Annotated in this window: 14 protein-coding genes; 4 read left to right on the plus strand and 10 right to left on the minus strand. The window is 70.5% G+C overall.

Translation table 11 applies throughout. From position 1 onward, the window contains the following. Positions 1 to 187: 187 nt before the first annotated feature. The 5 genes from PUR53_RS19045 to PUR53_RS19065 form a co-directional block, all read right to left on the minus strand. Entirely contained in the window at positions 188 to 997 is an 810-nt protein-coding gene (locus tag PUR53_RS19045) for a slipin family protein (RefSeq protein ID WP_329900473.1), read from the minus strand. 241 nt (positions 998 to 1,238) lie between these two features. Then, positions 1,239 to 2,141 carry a S1 family peptidase gene (locus tag PUR53_RS19050; protein ID WP_329900423.1) on the minus strand — a complete coding sequence of 301 codons (903 nt, stop codon included), beginning with the start codon at positions 2,139 to 2,141 and terminating at the stop codon, positions 1,239 to 1,241. A 428-nt stretch (positions 2,142 to 2,569) separates the two neighbouring features. After that, positions 2,570 to 3,526 carry an LLM class flavin-dependent oxidoreductase gene (locus PUR53_RS19055; protein WP_329900424.1) on the minus strand — a complete coding sequence of 319 codons (957 nt, stop codon included), beginning with the start codon at positions 3,524 to 3,526 and terminating at the stop codon, positions 2,570 to 2,572. Between the two features lie 85 nt (positions 3,527 to 3,611). Further along, a complete protein-coding gene (locus PUR53_RS19060; RefSeq protein ID WP_329900425.1) occupies positions 3,612 to 5,444 on the minus strand; it encodes an FAD/NAD(P)-binding protein in 1,833 nt (610 codons plus the stop codon). Positions 5,445 to 5,844: 400 nt separating this feature from the next. Next, positions 5,845 to 7,083, minus strand: a complete 1,239-nt coding sequence (locus PUR53_RS19065; protein WP_329909014.1) for a DUF5685 family protein — start codon at positions 7,081 to 7,083, stop codon at positions 5,845 to 5,847. Positions 7,084 to 7,386: 303 nt separating this feature from the next. Here PUR53_RS19065 and PUR53_RS19070 point away from each other — a divergent pair, with 303 nt between their 5' ends. Beyond that, positions 7,387 to 7,830 (plus strand): cell division protein SepF, encoded by a 444-nt coding sequence (locus PUR53_RS19070; RefSeq protein ID WP_329900427.1) that lies wholly within the window; start codon positions 7,387 to 7,389, stop codon positions 7,828 to 7,830. Positions 7,831 to 7,883: 53 nt separating this feature from the next. Here PUR53_RS19070 and PUR53_RS19075 read toward each other — a convergent pair whose 3' ends face one another. Both PUR53_RS19075 and PUR53_RS19080 read right to left on the minus strand, forming a co-directional pair. Next, a complete protein-coding gene (locus PUR53_RS19075; protein ID WP_329900428.1) occupies positions 7,884 to 9,053 on the minus strand; it encodes an acyl-CoA dehydrogenase family protein in 1,170 nt (389 codons plus the stop codon). Positions 9,054 to 9,129: 76 nt separating this feature from the next. Further along, positions 9,130 to 10,740: an MFS transporter gene (locus PUR53_RS19080; RefSeq protein WP_329909015.1), complete on the minus strand. Its 1,611-nt coding sequence runs from the start codon at positions 10,738 to 10,740 to the stop codon at positions 9,130 to 9,132. A gap of 327 nt (positions 10,741 to 11,067) precedes the next feature. Between PUR53_RS19080 and PUR53_RS19085 the strand changes: the two genes are divergently transcribed. Next, positions 11,068 to 12,285: a glycosyltransferase family 39 protein gene (locus PUR53_RS19085; protein WP_329900430.1), complete on the plus strand. Its 1,218-nt coding sequence runs from the start codon at positions 11,068 to 11,070 to the stop codon at positions 12,283 to 12,285. A 238-nt stretch (positions 12,286 to 12,523) separates the two neighbouring features. Beyond that, entirely contained in the window at positions 12,524 to 13,561 is a 1,038-nt protein-coding gene (locus tag PUR53_RS19090; protein ID WP_329909016.1) for a phosphatase PAP2 family protein, read from the plus strand. A 105-nt stretch (positions 13,562 to 13,666) separates the two neighbouring features. Here the strand turns inward: PUR53_RS19090 and PUR53_RS19095 are convergent, their stop codons facing one another. Continuing rightward, positions 13,667 to 13,882: an I78 family peptidase inhibitor gene (locus tag PUR53_RS19095; protein ID WP_329900432.1), complete on the minus strand. Its 216-nt coding sequence runs from the start codon at positions 13,880 to 13,882 to the stop codon at positions 13,667 to 13,669. 384 nt (positions 13,883 to 14,266) lie between these two features. Here PUR53_RS19095 and ctaD point away from each other — a divergent pair, with 384 nt between their 5' ends. Beyond that, a complete protein-coding gene (ctaD, locus tag PUR53_RS19100; protein ID WP_329900433.1) occupies positions 14,267 to 15,997 on the plus strand; it encodes an aa3-type cytochrome oxidase subunit I in 1,731 nt (576 codons plus the stop codon). 46 nt (positions 15,998 to 16,043) lie between these two features. On the opposite strand, the gene PUR53_RS19105 is transcribed toward ctaD, so the two are convergent. Beyond that, positions 16,044 to 16,880, minus strand: coding sequence for a hypothetical protein (locus PUR53_RS19105; RefSeq protein ID WP_329909017.1), 837 nt, complete (start codon positions 16,878 to 16,880; stop codon positions 16,044 to 16,046). After that, positions 16,877 to 18,139, minus strand: a complete 1,263-nt coding sequence (locus PUR53_RS19110; RefSeq protein ID WP_329909018.1) for a glycosyltransferase family 4 protein — start codon at positions 18,137 to 18,139, stop codon at positions 16,877 to 16,879. Before PUR53_RS19110 ends, PUR53_RS19105 begins: the two co-directional genes overlap by 4 nt. Positions 18,140 to 18,265: the final 126 nt, after the last annotated feature.

Genomic DNA, 18,265 nt, shown 5'->3' on the forward strand with positions numbered 1-18,265 from the left:
CCCAACCTTGACAGTCGGCTGCGGGTCGGTGGGGGCTGGTCGCGCAGTTCCCCGCGCCCCTGAAAAAACGGGGCTACGCCCCAACTTTTCCAGGCCCGCAGGGCCTGATCTTTTAGGGGCGCGGGGAACTGCGCGAGAAGCCCCACCGGCCCGCAGACGCCCCACCGGCCCGCAGACGCCCCACCGCCTAGGACGGCCCCCCACTCACCGGCGGAGCCTCCTGCACCGGCGGAGCCCCCTGCTGTGCCCGTTCCAGGAACCGCAGCAGTTCCACCGGGAACGGCAGCACCAGCGTGGAGTTCTTCTCGGCCGCCACCGCCACCACCGTCTGCAGCAACCGCAGTTGCAGCGCGGCAGGCTGCTCGGACATCTCCTTGGCCGCCTCGGCGAGCTTCTTCGACGCCTGCAGCTCCGCGTCCGCGTTGATGACCCGCGCCCGGCGCTCCCGGTCGGCCTCGGCCTGCCGCGCCATGGACCGCTTCATGGTCTCGGGCAGCGAGACGTCCTTGATCTCGACCCGGTCGATGGTGACGCCCCACTCCACCGCCGGGCTGTCGATCATCAGCTCCAGCCCCTGGTTGAGCTTCTCCCGGTCGGAGAGCAGATCGTCCAGCTCGCTCTTGCCGATGATGGACCTGAGCGAGGTCTGGGCCATCTGGGAGACGGCGAACCGGTAGTCCTCCACCCGCACGATCGCGTCCGCCGCCGAGGTCACCTTGAAGTACACGACGGCGTCCACCCGCACGGTGACGTTGTCCCGGGTGATGCCCTCCTGCGCGGGCACCGGCATCGTGACGATCTGCATGTTGACCTTCTGGAGCCGGTCGACGAACGGCACGATCATCGTGAACCCGGGCCCCCGCACCTTCGGCTTCAGCCGGCCGAGCCGGAACACCACCCCCCGCTCGTACTGCTTCACGACCCGGGCCGCCGACATCACGTACGCCGTGCCGACCGACGCGAGGGCGACCCCCGCCGTCACCAGCTCCTCGACCATCACGGCCCCCCAGGGTCCGAAGTGGGCGTATGAGAGGGAGTACAGATCGAAGGTAACCCCGCCGCCGGAACAAGGGCGAGCCCCCGCACACAGGATGTGCGGGGGCTCGCCTGTTGCAGCGTGCTGCCGACTGCGGCCGGGTGGGGAGTCGGCGCCGGGGGGAAGTGCGCCGGCTCCCACTCGGCCTGTCGGCCTGCCTACCTGTCAGCCTCTCGACCGGACGACCGGACGATCTACCGACCTAGTAGACCGAGACGCCGTACGCGCTCAGGGCCTCGGTGACCGGCTGGAAGAAGGTCGTACCACCGGAGGTGCAGTTGCCGCTGCCGCCGGAGGTGAGACCGTACGCCACGCCGTTGCTGCCGTAGAGCGGGCCGCCGGAGTCGCCGGGCTCGGCACAGACCGTGGTCTGGATCATGCCGTAGACGACGTCGCCGCCACCGTAGTTCACGGTCGCGTTGAGAGCGGTCACGCGTCCGGTACGGGTACCGGTGGTGGAGCCGGTACGGATGACGTTGGTGCCCACGCTCGGGGTGGCCGCGCTGGTGATGTCCACGCTGCCCGCGGTGCCGTCCTTGGCGATGGACGTGTTGCTGTAGCGGACGAGACCGTAGTCGTTGGTCGGGAAGCTCGACCCGGCGGTCGGGCCGAGGACCGTGGTGCGGCCGGAGTTGGAGTACCAGGTGCCCGCGCCGTCGGTGCAGTGACCGGCGGTCACGAAGTAGTACGTGCTCCCGCTGCGGACGTTGAAGCCCAGGGAGCAGCGCCAGCTACTCGCATAGATGGCGTCGCCGCCCTTGATCAGCTTGTTGAACTTGCCCGGGGTCCGCTTGATCGTCAGGGCGTCGGCGTTCTCGCCCGCCGCCTCCTTGATCTTCGCCAGCTCGCCCTGGGAGACGGTGCTGTCGATGGTGACGACGACCTTGTCCGTCGCCGGGTCGATCGCCCAGGCGGTACCCGGGATATCGGCCTTGAGCACCGATGAGCTGGCACTCTTGAGCTCGGAGGCGCTGAACGTCTGGGTGCCTGCCGCGTTGGCGGTGGGGACCGTGACGGCGGCCGCGGCCGCGAGTCCGGCGGTCACGGCGATCAGCCGGGTCCGTCTCGCTATGCCGCTGCGGGGGGTGGTGCGCGTGATCCTCACTGTTCGTTCCCTCCAAAGGGAAGTCGGGGGCCCGCGTGGGGTCGGGGCCCGTGAGGCGCAGATCAAGGACATCGGTCCGGATTCCGGACACGCCGTGCCCCTGACAAGGCGCTGGGGGGAAGTATTCGGCCGTACCGCCGACCCACGCAAGGGTGCCTTTCGGCCTCTCGGAACCCAACCGGCTCGCCTTCCATGCCAGTTGATCTCACCAGGCCATATGTGCGGGTTCTGTGTGAATCCTTGTCGGCTCCCGGAGGGATCGGCTGACGGGTCGTCGGAGCAGGCCGCAGGGCCCGGAAGCGTTGATCACCACTATCGTCGGCCGCGGTGGAGGCCACCGCCCGGGGCGCCCGGTCGGAGTACCCGGGTCCACCGCCCGGGGGTGTCCGGAAGTGATGCGTTGGGCCGTTCAGCCGTTCGGCGGTGTGTCATGACGCTCCCCCTGTCACGACGTGCCGGTGGGCGGGCCGGGTGAGGCCCAGGTGCTCGCGGAGCGTGCTGCCCGGGTAGAAGGTGCGGAACAGTCCGCGGTGCTGGAGCAGCGCCACCGTCCCGTTGACGAGTCGCTCCAGGTCACGGCGCGGTTCGACGGGGACGAGATGGAAGCCGTCCGTGGCCCCGGCCCGGTGCCAGTCGGTGATCAGCTCGGCGAGGGCGACGGGGCCGCCCCGGTACAGCGGGCCGTCCGAGGTACGGCGTGGCCCTCCCCCGCCGTGGCCCGGCTCGGCCGCGTGCTCCCCGCCGCCGAGATCCACTCTGAGGCTCACCAGAATCCGCAGTTCATCGGGGTCCCGTCCCATCCGGGCCGCCCCGTCCCGCAGCTCAGTCCGTACGGCGCCGGCGTGGGCCGGGTCGGCGACCCGCAGGAGTGCCACCTCCGCGTACCGGGCGGCGGCCCCGCGGCTCTCCTCCTCGGTCACGTCGACGACCCGCACGGGATGCCCTTGCGCCGACCGGGTCATCACCGAAGCCCCCTGGGCCGGGAGCCCGACACCCTCGACATCCGCGACCGCCCCGGGGCCGATGTGACGCGCCCTCACCGGCTGCGTCTCCTCCTCCGTCCCCGGCGCCTCGATCCACCACCCGGCCCGCCCCCGGCTGACCCGGTCGAGCGTCGCCACGGCCGCCCGCACCCGGCACGGCTCGGTGGGCGCCGCCGTCACCACCGGCACGAGGCCGAGCCGGTCCGTCTCCGGCGCCACCCGGGCCGACACCGCCAACGCGTCCAGCCCCGGCCGCGCGAACGCGTCCCCGACCGTCACGAAATCCAACGTCCCGCGCTCCGCGAGCCGGGCGAGTTCGACGAACGCCTCCCCGTCGCCCTCCGCCCGCTGATCGATGGCTGCGGCCAGGTGCAACCGCCCCCGACCGTACGACGACCCCATACCGACCGACCTCTCTCCACTCCGACCCATGACGACCGCACGACCGCACGACCACGTACAGAAACCCCCTCCCCCCGGCCCGTCCTCACGCGGCCGCGCGCTGCCCGAGGTCGCGCAGGAACGTCAGTACGGCCCGGGCCGTCGCGTCGTTCTGGCGGAAGGCCGGCCCGCCCGTACGCGGCCGGGTGAACGCGCCCGGCGTACGGCTGTTCGTGTAGGGGCCGAGGGCGAAGCGTCTGGGGTGCGGGCGTCCGGCCCGGTCCAGGACGCGTCCGTCCCCGGGATCGACGGCGACCAGCCCCTCCGCCGTCTCGACGACACCCCCGTCCTCGTAGAGCTCGCGCAGCAACCCGTCCCGTACCCGCGCGACCGTCGGCTCCGGGAGCCGTGCCTCGACCAGTGCCCTCGCCTCGACCGACCGGCCGGGCACGGTGGCCCCGGACGCCCGGAACACCCCGTCCCCGGTGGTCACGGTCATGTCCGCCCCGACGAAGTTCAGGACGCCGGCCCGCGACAGCGCGAGCAGCTGCCGCAGCCGGGGGCCGGGCGGGCCGGAGGCGAGGTAGCTGAAGAACCCGTGCCACCAGGGGCCGACGTCCCCGAGCCGGATCAACTGCCCGTAGACGGAGAGCAGTCCGAAGAAGACCCCCAGGTCCGGGCTGAACGAAGGATCATGACGGCGTGCCAGATCGGCCTCGACATAGCCGCGCAGGCCGACTTGGAACTCCTCGTACGACCCGTACCGCACCCCCTCCAACGGGCGGTCCAGCGCGGCCAGGTCCAGCCGGTCGGCCGCGTCCGGCACCGCCGAGGCCACCAGCGCCGCCCGCTCCCCCACGTCGGCCGCCGCGTACTTCTCCTCGAAGTCCGCCCAGGCCATGGCGGTCCGCTCGGGGTGGGCACGGAACAGCCGGTGGTAGTGCGCGAACCCCAACTCCTTCTCCACCGACGGCCACACGTCACGCCGGAAGTCCACCCGCCCGGCCCGGCCCGCCCGCTCCAGTACCGCGTCGACCTCGGCCGGCCCGAAGAACCGTGGCAGCGGCGGCCGTTCCCCCTCCAGGTCGTACCCGATCTTCGAGTGGTACGGCACTCCGCGCCGCGACCCCACGTACAGCACGGGCTCCCGTCCCGAGGGGTGATACGTCAACTCCCCGTCGTTGCCCCCGTCGGTGTCACCCTCGTACCGCCCGCCCCGCCCCTCCGTCAGCAGCACCATGAGGTCGACGAACGCGAGCCCGAAGCCCCTTACGAGCACCGGTTCCCCTGGCGCCAGCGACGACAGGTCACTGTCGGCGGTGAAGTCGGGCGGCAGATGGACGAGCCCATGAGTACGGGCGTATGCCGCCAACTCGCGCTGTTCCTCGTCGAGTTCGGCGTCCAGATGGCCGAGTGCGAGGACGACGAGGTCCGCGGACAGCGGACGGGGCCGCCCCTCCAGCCACACCTGCTGACGCCCTTCGGGCGGACCGGTCACCCGGAGCGCCCGCCGCGGATGATGGTGGACGGTGACCCCTTCGGGCAGGTCGGCCACGGCACGTCCGTGCACCCAGCGCAGATACTCGCCCTGGGTCCGCCGGTCCGGGAAGACCCGTCCGTCGAGGCCCGCCCACTCGTGCAGGGTGGGTCCCTCCCGTACGGGCCCCTCCATGGTCACCGTCTCGTCGGTGAACATGGTGACGTCCTCGGCCTGCGAGTTCATCCACAGCAGCGGCGACTGCTCCGCCCGCCAGATCCGCCCGGCGCCCGGCGGATGCGGATCGACGAGATGGATGTCGAAGCCCGCGCCCGCGTAGAGCGCACCGGCGTTGGCGGCGATCCGCTCGATCAGCCCGGTGCCGCGCGGCCCGGCCCCGACGATCACCAGGGACGGACGGGAGAAGGGCGAGGAGGGACGAGAGGAAGGGGCAGACGGCATGCGAAAGGCTCCGTGATGTCCGAGTCGAACACGGGTGCCTTCACACGAGCGCGTCCGGTGAGACGGACGCGGGCGACCGAGCCCCTCAGCAGCGGTCTGCGCCGAGAGTACGGCGGTCTTTCCCCTCGCTGTCAAGGTTGTCCGAACTGTGAGCGCCACGTCTCAAGTCGGTTGACGTGCCTTCGTATGCCTGTTCCACTTGGTCCATGCATCCGCAGCAGTGGCTGGTCAAGCGCTCCCACATCGACTTCGGTCGAGTGTGGTCCTCCTCCTGTTGAGCTGAGCCGATCCCACTGCGCGCCCCGATTCCGAGGGGCGCCGTTCGCGTTTTCCCCCGGCCTTCACACACGCGCCCCTCCCCTCGCGTTCCCCTGTTCTCCGGTCCCGCGCGGCTGCCTTCTCAGCAGTCACAGCCACAGCACTCGCACGCGTCACAGCAGTCGCAGTCCCGGCAGATGCCCTCGCGCTTCTTCCGGGACCAGGGGCCCTCGTACTCGTTCGCACAGCACATCTGGCAGGTGCAGCACAGCAGCGTGAACATCCCGCACCCCGCCCAGAACCCCCGCCGCCGCGGCGGCTGCGGCGCCGGCGCACCACCGAAGCCACCGCCTCCGCCACCGCCGTATCCCGCGCCACCACCGAAGGGATTCCCACCACCGCCGGCGTACGGATTGCCCCCGCCGCCCGCATAGGGGTCACCGGCGCCACCCGCGTACGGGTTGCCCGGCACCGGCACCCCACCCTGCTGAGGCGCCCCGCCCTGCTGATGCGCCGAGCACACCGCCACCGTTCCGAACGCGCGCTCCACCGACCTGCGCAGCTCGTGCACGAGGAGCAGATGGGCCAGCTGGGCGTCCACGAAGTCGACTTCGCGCAGGGCGAGGCGGATGCCGTGCAGGGCGTCGTCGGCGAGCCGTCGGGCCTCGGCGAGGGAGGTGCCCGTGGCGGTCAGCGGGTTCCACGCGCCGACGGCGGCGTCGGCGGTCCGGTCCTCCACCGCGTCCAGGAGATGGGCGAGCCGCCCGAAGAGCCGTCCGGCCTCGGCGAGCGGTTCGGCGTTGCCCGGTCGTCCGGCCAGGAACGCGGTGTGCGCGAACGCCGCCGCGGTCGCCGTCTCGGTCGGTTCGGTGACCGTCAGCAGCGGGGTGCCCAGGCCGGCGAGCGCCTCGATGCCGAGTTGCCGGTCCACGGCGTCGACCAGCACGGTCGTGTCGAACCCGATGTCCGATCCCGTACGCGCCCCCGCGCGCCCCCAGTTCGTCGCGATCCGGCGCGCGGCGTGCGCCACCGGCTTGCGCGCGAGCAGTCCATCCCCATCGGCGACATGGTCACGCACCTTGGCCGAGGCGAGAACAAGAGAGACGGCGGCGGCGAGCCGCGCGCCCTCACCGCGTGCGACGGAGGCGGTGCGCATCCCGCGCAGTGGACAGGGACCGGCGGTGCGCCGCCAGTCCGTGGTGCGTTCGGCCTGAGCCTCCGTCAGAACCGAGACCAGCAAACCGTCATAATTGGTGACGATCCGAGCGAACTGCCCGTGATCCCCGCGCAGTGCGAGACAGAGCCCGCACAGATGCGCCATCCACTGGGTCCGCAGCCCCTCGCCCAGCCGATGGCTGCAGGGCCTCACGATTCCGAACACGACACTCCCCCGTGTCTCCCGCTGCATCCGCACGCCCGTCGGCGTCGCCGCATCGTAGCCGCCGGAACGTTCACCCGGACGCAGCAGGACTCACCCAAACGCCGTGAACAATATTATTTCACTCCCTGTCAGCAGGTGTGTACAGCGGAGCCCTTGGGGCACATGGACTCTCGACGAATTCGTTCTGCACCAGTACCGTCACGAAACCCCCGTGCGGCGTCAATCCACTTGGCGAGACATCCGCATCATGGACGACGATAGGGATGCGGAAAGCACGAAAGACCGCTGCGAGAGGAGGCGTCCATGGGATCGGTGCGCAAGGCGAGTGCCTGGCTTGGCCTCGTCGACGACAACGATGACGAGCGTTACTACGACGACGACTACGCCGATGAGCGGGAGTCCGGCTCCGGCGAGGCCTGGGTCACCGACCCTCGCGTCAAGGTCGCGTCCGAGGCCGCGCAGGACCACGGCCGCCGGATCGGCACGGTCACGCCGGACAGCTTCCGTGACGCCCGGCACATCGGCGAGCTCTTCCGGGACGGCGTCCCGGTGATCATGAACCTCACGAACATGGAGCCCGCCGACGCCAAGCGTGTCGTCGACTTCGCGGCCGGCCTGATCTTCGGTCTGCGCGGGTCCATCGAGCGCGTGTCGAACCGCGTGTTCCTGCTGACCCCCGCCGACACGGAGATCGTCAGCGGCGAGGTCGCGAGCCGTCCGGTGGACGGCTTCTTCAACCAGAGCTGAGGCAGGGCCGCTCGCCGGCCCGTCCTTTCGGTGTCCGGGTCACCCGACGCGGCTCACCGGAAGGCGTCAAGACCGGTGAGCGCCTTGCCCAGCACGAGTTGGTGCATTTCGACGGTGCCCTCATAGGTGAGCACGGACTCCAGATTCGTCGCGTGCCGCATCACCGGGTACTCCAGGGAGATCCCGTTCGCGCCGAGAATCGTGCGGGCGGTACGGCAGATCTCGATCGCCTCACGCACGTTGTTCAGCTTGCCGAAACTGATCTGCTCGGGACGGAGCCGTCCCGCGTCCATCCGCCGCCCCAGATGGTGGGCGAGCAGAATCCCCTTGTGCAACTCGACCGCCATATCGGCGAGTTTGGCCTGGGTGAGCTGGAACGCCCCGATCGGCTTCCCGAACTGCTCCCGCGTCTTCGCGTATTCGACGGCCGACTCGAAACAGGCGCGCGCGGCGCCCATCGAACCCCAGACGATTCCGTAGCGGGCGTGCGAAAGACAACTCAGCGGGCCTTTCAGCCCGATCACGTCCGGCAGCACGGCGTCGGCGGGCAACCGCACGTCGTCCAGGACGAGTTCGCTGGTGACGGAGGCGCGCAGGGACCACTTGTGCTTGATCTCCGGGGCGGAGAACCCGGCCGTGTCGGTGGGGACGACGAAGCCCCGCACGCCCTCCTCGGTCTGCGCCCACACCACGGCGACCCCGGCGACGGACCCGTTGGTGATCCACATCTTCCGCCCGTCGAGCACCCAGTCGGAGCCGTCCCGCTTGGCGTACGTGCGCATCGACGCCGGGTCGGACCCGTGGTCGGGCTCGGTCAGCCCGAAGCATCCGATGACGTCGCCGGAGGCCATGCGCGGCAGCCACGTCTGCTTCTGCTCCTCGCTGCCGAACCGGTGGATCGCGTACATCGCGAGCGACCCCTGCACGGACACGAGGGACCGGATCCCCGAGTCCGCGGCCTCCAGTTCCAGACAGGCAAGGCCGTACTGCACGGCGCTCGCCCCCGCGCACCCGTACCCCTCGAGCGACATCCCGAGGGCCCCGATCGCCCCCAACTCCCGCGCCAGCTCCCGGATCTGGGGCAGTTCGCCCCGCTCGTACCATTCGGCCACGTACGGCAGCACCCGGTTCGCCGCCCAACTCCGCACGGTGTCCCGCACGGCGAGATCCTCCGGGTCGAGCAGATCGTCGAGACCGAGGGGATCGGCGGGGTCGAAGCTCATGGGTGCACCTCCGGCTCAAAAACTAGCGACGCTAACCACCGTACCCAGTCCGCGCCGTCCTCAGCTGCGGACGAGCTCAGCGCATCGACTCCGCGCGCACCGGTGTCGCCCCCGAGGCCTCCCGCGGTCCCGGCACCTCGGCGGAGCCCTCGCACTCCATCCCTCGAGGCAGCCGCAGCGCCATGACCGCACCGAGCACCAGCAGCGCCGCGCTCACCAGCAGCGTCACGTGCAGGCCGTGGACGAAGGAGTCGCGGGCGGCATGGCGCAGGGCCTCGCCCGGGGAACCGCCCAGCCGGTCCGCGACCTCGTACGCCTCCCCCAGCGAGTGCCCGGCGGCAGCGGACGCCGATGAAGGCACCCCCGGCACGGACGACAGCCCGGGTGCGTACGCCGCGTTCATCACACTGCCGAGGAGCGCGATCCCGATGCCGGCGCCCAGTTGGTAGGAGGTCTCGCCGATCGCCGCCGCCCCGCCCGCCGACGACGCGGGCGCCTCGCTCAGCATCGACTCGTACGCCCCGAACAGGGTCGTCTCCAGGCCGAAGCCCAGCAGCACGAACCCGGTGAGCAGCAGCCCCGCGTTGTCGTGGCGGCCCATCGCGGTCAGCAGCACGACCGCGAAGGCGGTGAGGCAGAAGCCGAGGGACACCATGCGGCGCGGCCCGAAGCGGTGCAGCAGGTGGGAGCCGAAGAGCCCGGCGGCCATCGCGGCGACGGTCAGCGGCAGCAGCCGTAGCCCCGTCTCCAGCGGCGAGAGGCCGAGGACGAGTTGCAGATACTGCGCGGCGATCAGTTCGAGCCCCACCAGCGCGAGCATCGCGAGGACGATGCAGCCGACCGAGGTGCTGAACGCGGGCCGCGCGAACATCCGCAGGTCGACCAGCGGATGCGTCCGGCGCCGCTGTCGTCGCACGAACGCGATCATCAGGGCGGCGCCGCCGAGGAGCGCGAGCGCGGTGGCCGGCTCGAACGGCGGGTGGCCGCCGCCGAGCCGCTTGACAGCGAGGACGAGGCCGAAGAGACCGACGGCGGCCATCAGGGCGCCGACCACGTCCCAGGGACCGTCGCGGTCGCCCGTCGACTCGGGCAGCAGCAGCCGTCCGATCGGCAGGCTGACGAGCATCAGCGGGATGTTGACGAGGAAGACCGAGCCCCACCAGAAGTGCTCGAGCAGGAACCCGCCGAGGAGGGGTCCGACGGCCGCGCCCACGGCGGCGACCGCGCTCCAGATGCCGATGGCGAGCGCCCGTTCCCGGCGGTCGGGGAAGACCTGGCGCAGGATCGACAGCGTCGCCGGCATAATCATCGCGCCGCCGACGCCGAGCAGGGCACGGGCCGCGATCAGCACCTGGGGGCTGTCCGCGAAGGCGGCCAGGGCGGAGGCGATGCCGAAGAGGGCGTAGCCGAGGAGGAGGATCCGTCTGCGGCCGACCCGGTCGCCGAGCGTGCCGAAGAGGATCAGCAGCGAGGCGCAGACCAGCGGGTAGACATCGACGATCCAGAGCAGCTCCATGGCGCTCGGCTTGATGTCCTCGGTGACGGCGGGCACCGCCACGTGCAGCACGGTGGCGTCGACGGCGACGAGCAGCAGGCTGACGCAGAGGACGACGAGGACGACCCAGCGGTGTGCACCGGCCCCGGCGTCCCGACGGCGTCGTGCGGCGGCCGTGGGCATCCCGGACATGTACGTACCTCCCAGAAGGCTCTCGCGTTCGGCGGAACCGGCGGGGCGGGGAGTCCCCGGCGGTCACGGCCCGGAAGGAGCGGTGTCCCGGGCCCGCGCAACGAAAGGCGAGCGAGCCGTCAGCGTACGCGAGTTCCCGCCGGTGGAACGTGGTGGGTGTCTCATGGAACCCTCATGTGAGGTGTGGCATACGCCACGCGCCGGGCCGTCCACCGGTCCTCCATGGCTCCTTCATCACTCGTCCGTGGTTCCTCGGTCACGGTCCATCACGGGCCACCACGTGACGGCGTCCCCGACCGGTTCCCGGCGCCGTCGATAATCGAGCGCGTGACCGATCTCGCCACACGCCCGGCGGCGCCCCTCCTGAGGCGGGCCGCCCCCGCGCTCCTCGGGTACGCGGCCGTGCGTGTCCTGGGCCTCGTCGTCCTCGCCGTGTGGAGCGCGGCGCGCGACAAGAGCGCCCTGACCCTGCTGTCGGCCCGCTGGGACTCGCTCTGGTACACCCGCGTCGCCGAGCTCGGTTACGGCTACGAGGTGCGGCTGCCGAACGGCGACATCCACTCGAACCTGGCCTTCTTCCCGCTGCTGCCCTGGCTGGAGCGGGGGGTGTCGGCGGTGACCCCGCTGTCGCACGCGCACGCCGGTCTCGTCGTCGCCACCCTCGCCTCGCTCGCCGCGGCCTGGGGGATCTTCGCGGTCGCGGACCGGGTGTACGGGCGCCGGGTCGGGGTGTGCGCGGTGCTGCTGTGGGCCGTGCTGCCGGTCGGGGTGGTGCAGTCGATGGCGTACACGGAGTCCCTGTTCACCGCGCTGGCCGCCTGGTCGCTGTACGCCGTCCTCACCGGCCGCTGGGTGACGGCGGGCGTCCTCGCGGCGCTCGCCGGGCTGACCCGCCCGGTGGGGCTCGCGGTGGTGGCGGCGGTGTGGGCGGCGGCGATCGTGACGTACGTACGGGAGCGGCGACACACCCTCCCGCGCGCCGGAGACTCCGTCACCCGTCCCCCGTTCGTACGCAACCGGAGTGAGGAAGTATCAGGAGGCGCTCGCGTGTGGCCGCGCGCTCTCGGGATGCTCCTCGCGCCCCTGGGGGCCCTCGGCTATGTCCTGTGGGTCGGCCGACGCACGGGCAAGGGCCCGCTCGGCTATCTCGACGTCCAGGCGGGGTGGCGCAACGGCTTCGACGGCGGCTACGCCTTCGCGCGTTTTGTCGCCGACAAGTTCACGTCGTTCCCGTCGGCCCTGGCCGGTGCCGGGCTGATCGTCGGAGTGGCGTCGATCATTTGGCTGTACGCGGTCTGTGTGCGTCAGCGGCAGCCGCTCCCGCTGCTGGTCTACGCGGGGGTCGTCACCGCGCTGGCGCTGTGCGCGTCGAGCTACTTCGGCTCGAAGCCCCGGCTGCTGATGCCGGCCTTCCCGCTGCTGCTGCCTCTCGCGCGGGCCCTCGCCGGTGCGCGTACGCCCAGGTCAGCGGCGATCGTCGGGGGTGTCGCGGCGGTGTCGGCGGTCTACGGCGCGTTCTGGCTGAATGGTTCCGGTCCGCCATGACCGGCCGCGACGGACAGCAAGCGAACGGGTAATTCCGTGCGAGCAATCGGTGAACGAATTCAAAAGGGACGCAAAACGACCGCTCAGCATTGACCCATGGAATTGAAGGCCGAGTGGCGCAACGATTCGCCATTCAGCAGAAATAAACATCATTCTGAGATGAATCCCACATCACGGCGTCATCACAAAGCCGGTGATTCTCACCGCGTCGGAGCTCACTCGCTGTAACGTCGATTGAGTGCGTACCGAACTAAAGCCGACCCGTCTGGACCGGGTCTTCTCCAGGCTGGACCGTGAGCCGGAACGGCCGGCCCACATCGATGTACCGGCGATGACCCGCCACCGGGTGGTGCTGTTCGCCTCCACCCTGGCCTTCTACGTCGCCATCGTGTGGGCCGTCGTGATCACGTCCTGGCTGGTCCGGCTCGACTGGCAGATCATGTTCTTCCGGCCGTACCAGCAGTGGCAGCAGATCCACGCCTTCCTGGACTACTACGTCGTCCTGGGCCAGCGTGGCCCCACCGCCGTGATGGTCGCCGCCTGGCTGGGCTGGCGCTCCTGGAGACAGCACACCCTGCGGCCGATGCTCGCGCTCGGCGTCTCGCTGCTGCTGCTGAACATCACCGTCGGCGCCGCCAAGCTCGGCATGGGCCGGCTCGGTCCGCACTACGCCACCGAGATCGGCTCCAACGAGATGTGGCTGGGCGGCGACATATTTCCTTCGGGACACACCGCCAACGCCGTGGTGACCTGGGGCATCCTGGCCTATCTGGCGTCGACGCCGAGGGCCAGGCGCTGGCTGTCCGCGCTCTCCGCCGTGATCTCGCTCGGCGTCGGTCTCACCACGGTCTACCTCGGTACGCACTGGTTGAGCGACGTCCTGCTGGGCTGGGCCGCCGGTCTGCTGATCATGCTGGCGCTGCCCTGGTTCGAGCCGTTGATCGCCCGCGCGGAGGTCTGGCTGTTCTCGCTGCGGGACGCCTGGCGCGACCGTCGCACCGCGACCGCCCCGGTGTCCGCACCGGTGTCCGCGCCGACGCCCGCCGTGGGCACGTCCCCGCTGCGCGCGCCCGAGGAGGAGCCCGCGAGCGCCCGGGAGACCGGCATCGCGGCCCGCGCCGCCCACCCCTCCATCGTGCCGCTGCACCTCGCCCCAGGCCCGCATCTGACCAGGTCGGAGCGGACCCCCGTGACCCCGCTCGGCACCCGTAGGCCGCCCCACGCGGACCGGGTGGCACGCAACGCGACCTCGGCCCGACCAGTCGGAGGCGGCTGACACGAGACAGCGGGGCCCGGTACGCACAGCCCATGCCCCGCACGGCGAAGGCCCGGCTCCCTTCGGAGCCGGGCCTTCGGCGTCCTCGACCGACGACGCTCGGGTTCAGCCCTTCCAGGCTCGCTTCACCCGGCCGTCCTCGACCTCCAGGTTCAGCCGGCCGAAGCGGTACTCCATGGTGATGATCGCGCCCGGCGGCAGCTTTCTGACCGTGGACCAGCCCCGTTCGGCGGCTCGGCGCTCGGCCTGCGATGCCTCCAGACCGACGTAGGCGTCGGGGTCGTCCCGGGGCTCTTCGGAAGGGGTGGGAAAGGGTGCCATGACCGCCACGGTAGGCGGACCCAGGCCCCGCTGTCGCCCCGCAGTCACGCTTCTGTCACAGAACCACGACACCCGTTTCGGCCCAACGCAGTCACACGTACGAGCGGTTCCTTACGCCTTCCGCGTGCTGCCGAACGTAATTCCCGACCGCTTCGACACCATCGCGAATAGCCCGTCGGAAAGCATGTCCGGGGCCGTGTGTGTCCGGTGCATGTCCAGCCTTTTCCCACTGATTCCCGGACGGCTCCCGGAAGCCCTCACCTCATGGGAAATACACGGTTCCCGCACACTTCCCCCGTACGCCCCCTGTCGGAGCGACCGGGGCACGAGCATCATGGCGTGCGTGCATCACGGGCCCAGGACGCGGCAGCGAAGGGGCGAGCGATGGGGACCGAGACCGTACAGGCGCCGACCCGGCCCGTGGGGGCGAGGGCACCGGGGCGGCTGATGGTCGACTGGCTGACCACGACCGACCACAAGAAGATCGGCCATCTCTATCTGGTCACGTCCTTCCTGTTCTTCCTGGCTGCCGGTCTGATGGCGCTGGTGATGCGCGCCGAGCTGGCCAGGCCGGGCACCCAGATCGTGGACAACGAGCAGTTCAACCAGCTGTTCACGCTGCACGGCACGATCATGCTGCTGCTCTTCGCGACACCGACCTTCGCCGGGTTCGCCAACGAGATCATGCCGCTCCAGATCGGCGCGCCCGATGTGGCCTTCCCCCGGCTGAACATGCTGTCGTACTGGCTGTTCCTGTTCGGCGGGCTGATCGTGATGGGCTCGCTGCTGGTGCCGTCGGGGCCCGCCGACTTCGGGTGGTTCGCCTACGCGCCGCTGAACAACGCGGAACGGTCGCCGGGGATCGGGGCCGACATGTGGATCATGGGGCTGGCGCTGTCCGGGTTCGGGACGATCCTCGGCGCGGTGAACTTCCTGACCACGATCATCGGGATGCGGGCGCCCGGGATGACGATGTTCCGGATGCCGATCTTCACCTGGAACACGCTGTTCACATCGATCCTGATCCTGATGGCGTTCCCGGTGCTCGCGGCGGCGCTGCTGGTCCTGGAAGCGGACCGGCGCTTCGGCTCGCAGGTCTTCGACGCGGCCAACGGCGGCGCGCTGCTGTGGCAGCACCTGTTCTGGTTCTTCGGGCACCCGGAGGTCTACATCATCGCCCTCCCGTTCTTCGGGATCATCACGGAGATCATCCCCGTCTTCAGCCGGAAGCCGATCTTCGGCTATCTCACGCTGGTCGGGGCGACGATGGCGATCACCGGTCTCTCGGTGGTGGTGTGGGCGCACCACATGTTCGCCACGGGCGCGGTGCTGCTGCCGTTCTTCTCGTTCATGAGCTTCCTGATCGCCGTGCCGACGGGGGTGAAGTTCTTCAACTGGACGGGGACGATGCTGAAGGGCTCGCTGTCGTTCGAGACCCCGATGCTGTGGGCGACCGGCTTCCTGGTGTCGTTCCTCTTCGGCGGTCTGACGGGGGTGATCCTCGCGTCACCGCCGTTGGACTTCCACGTCACCGACTCCTACTTCGTGGTCGCGCACTTCCACTACGTCGTCTTCGGGACGGTCGTCTTCGCCACCTTCGCGGGGTTCTTCTTCTGGTGGCCCAAGTTCACCGGGAAGATGCTCGACGAGCGGCTCGGCAAGATCCAGTTCTGGACGCTCTTCGTCGGGTTCCACACCACGTTCCTGGTGCAGCACTGGCTGGGCGCCGAGGGCATGCCCCGGCGGTACGCGGACTATCTGGCCGCCGACGGGTTCACGGCCCTCAACACGGTCTCGACGATCGGCTCCTTCCTGCTGGGCCTGTCCACGCTGCCGTTCCTCTACAACGTCTGGAAGACGTCCCGGTACGGCGTACGGGTCGACGTCGACGACCCGTGGGGCTTCGGCCGGTCGCTCGAGTGGGCGACCTCGTGTCCGCCGCCGCGCCACAACTTCGTGACGCTGCCCCGGGTGCGCTCGGAGTCCCCGGCGTTCGACCTGCACCATCCGAGGTTCGCGGCGATCACACCGCCGCAGACCCGGAAGGGCCAGGAGCGCACCCCGCACCCCCGGTTCGGTCAGGAACGGTCGACAGGCGGCCCCGAAGGATCCTGATGGTCCAGGACTCCGGGGCGCCCGCCGAGGGTGGCCGGTGGCCGGTTCAGTCGACGGCGACGACCGTGACGGACAGGTCGTTGTGGGCCGTGTAGTACGGCGCGCCCTCCACCGGGCCGTGCGCGGACTCGGCGCGGGCCTTGGGGTAGACGAAGACCGGGTGCTTGTCGACGACGTCGTCGAGCAGCCGCGCGACCCGGACCTTCGGGCCGTCCTCACCCCGGGGCCGCAGCCACAGGTCCCAGTGGCCGGGCCGCAGATCGCCGTAGGCCACGGTGAAGCGGACCTCGCCCTCGTCGTGCGCGGTGAGGTCGGTCCGTACGGCGGTCAGCACCCCGTTCTGGTCGGTGAGTTCGGCGTACGCCTCGGAGGTGGGCCCGGTGCCGTACAGCCGGGCGGTCACCTCCAACCGGCCGTCGCCGATGTGGAGTTCACCGGCCTCGGCGTGCGGGGAGCGCTCCCAGCTGCGGATGGTGAGGTTGCCGTGCTTCGTGGCGTACGGGATGCGGACGACGATCCGCTCGGACGACGTGGCGGGCGCACGGTCGACGAGGGAGCGCAGGTCGTTGACGCCCGGGGCCAGGCGTCGCGGCTCGTCCTCGCCCGTCTGGAGGTAGACGTCCCAGAAGCCCTCGGGGACGTCCACGCTGCTCGGCAGCGCGGCCCGCAGCAGGCCGTCCCCGGCCGGGGTGAGCGGCAGGCGCACCTTCCGGTCGCCGTCGCGCGGGACGAGGAGCAGGTGGGCGGGGCCGGACTCGCCGCGGGCGGGGACCTCGAAGGTCAGGCCGCCCGCGAAGTCGGCGACGCAGTCGGTGCGGGGGATCGTGGCCCTGTCCTCCGGGTCGTCGCGGTGCGTGGACTGCCGCGGAGCCAGCGTCATCATGTGGTGCGCCCCTTCTTGAAGGCGGAACGTCCGGCATCCCGAACGGCGTACGCGCCGCCGAGCAGAGCGCCACGGGTGCGGTGCAGCGAGCCGCGCATCCGGCCCACCGAGGAGGCGCCGCCGCGGGCGACGAGGTCGCCGAAGAGCGTCTCGTAGCGCTCGGCGATGTGGGACGGGTCGAAGCGCTCGGAGTCCTTGAGCGCGGCGTGCGCCATCTGCTGACGCCTGTCGTCGTCGTTGATGAGCTCCAGGAGACCGTCGGCGATGGCCTTGACGCTGCCGACCTTGACCAGGCGGCCGTCGACGCCGTCGTCGATGATCTCGCCGGGGCCGTGCGGGCAGTTGGTGGAGACGACCGGGAGACCGCAGCGCATGGCCTCGACGATCGTCATGCCGAACGACTCCAGGCTGGAGGTGACGGCGGCGACGGAACCCTTGGCCCACTCGGGCTCGATGGGGTTGGCCGGGCCCATCAGATAGACGTGGTTGTAGAGGCCCAACTTGTCGACGAGGGCGCGGAGTTTGTCCTTCTGCTTGCCGCCGCCGTAGATCCGCAGACGCCAGTCGGGCCGTTCCTCGCGCACCTTGTCGAAGGCCTTGATGAGCAGGTCGTACCGCTTGACGGGGGCGAGCCGCCCGGCGGCGACGACCCATTTGCCGGTGCCGTCCGCCGGGTCGATGCCGGGTGCGGGCACCGGGTTGGGCACGGCCTGGAGGCGGACGCCCGGCAGCCGCATCTTCGAGCCGTACGCGCGCGCGTCGGCCTCGGTGGTCGTGGTGAGGGCGTCGAGCCTCGGGTAGACACCGCGCAGGGTGGCGCGCAGGGCGGCGGAATGGCTGTCGAGCGTGAGGTGCTCCTGGCCCACGCGGATCGGGCCGCGACGGGTCTGCCGGGCCATGTGCACGTTCAGCCCGGGCCGGGTGCCGATCAGGACGTCGGCGTCGACCGAGGCGAGGTGCTCGGCGATCCGCCGGTCGGTCATGACGCTGTACTGCCCGTAGCGGCCCTCGGCGCGCGGGAAGACCTTGGCGGGGCGCTCCAGGTCGGCGTGGCCCTTGTCGGCGCCACCCTCCCGGATGTCGACGAGGCCACGCAGCCGGACCCTCGGATCGACGGCGAAGACCGGCTCGTCACGGTGGCGGAAGACCGAGACGATCTCCACGTCGTGCTGTTCGGCCAGGGTGTTGGCGAGGTTGTACGTCGTCCGGATCGTTCCCCCGATCCCGTACGCGTTGTGTATCAGGAAAGAAATGTGCATGCGTCCCCCGAGCCCCCTGTTTTCCCTGGTCGTCCGTCAATGGCACTGCTGGTCCAGCGCCATACGGTTAGACCCGGCGTCCCCTGGAATGGTTGGACATCATCATCAACTTGTTTTTGAACGGTT

The sequence above is a fragment of the Streptomyces sp. SP18BB07 genome (assembly GCF_036322545.1).
Taxonomy (GTDB): Bacteria; Actinomycetota; Actinomycetes; order Streptomycetales; family Streptomycetaceae; genus Streptomyces; species Streptomyces deccanensis.

Bases quoted from the DNA above. Each gene is read 5' to 3' on its own strand.
- PUR53_RS19045 (WP_329900473.1), bottom strand. From the start codon at position 997: ATGGTCGAGGAGCTGGTGACGGCGGGGGTCGCCCTCGCGTCGGTCGGC.
- PUR53_RS19055 (WP_329900424.1), bottom strand. From the start codon at position 3,526: ATGGGGTCGTCGTACGGTCGGGGGCGGTTGCACCTGGCCGCAGCCATC.
- PUR53_RS19060 (WP_329900425.1), bottom strand. From the start codon at position 5,444: ATGCCGTCTGCCCCTTCCTCTCGTCCCTCCTCGCCCTTCTCCCGTCCG.
- PUR53_RS19070 (WP_329900427.1), top strand. From the start codon at position 7,387: ATGGGATCGGTGCGCAAGGCGAGTGCCTGGCTTGGCCTCGTCGACGAC.
- PUR53_RS19075 (WP_329900428.1), bottom strand. From the start codon at position 9,053: ATGAGCTTCGACCCCGCCGATCCCCTCGGTCTCGACGATCTGCTCGAC.
- PUR53_RS19080 (WP_329909015.1), bottom strand. From the start codon at position 10,740: ATGTCCGGGATGCCCACGGCCGCCGCACGACGCCGTCGGGACGCCGGG.
- PUR53_RS19095 (WP_329900432.1), bottom strand. From the start codon at position 13,882: ATGGCACCCTTTCCCACCCCTTCCGAAGAGCCCCGGGACGACCCCGAC.
- ctaD (WP_329900433.1), top strand. From the start codon at position 14,267: ATGGGGACCGAGACCGTACAGGCGCCGACCCGGCCCGTGGGGGCGAGG.
- PUR53_RS19105 (WP_329909017.1), bottom strand. From the start codon at position 16,880: ATGATGACGCTGGCTCCGCGGCAGTCCACGCACCGCGACGACCCGGAG.
- PUR53_RS19110 (WP_329909018.1), bottom strand. From the start codon at position 18,139: ATGCACATTTCTTTCCTGATACACAACGCGTACGGGATCGGGGGAACG.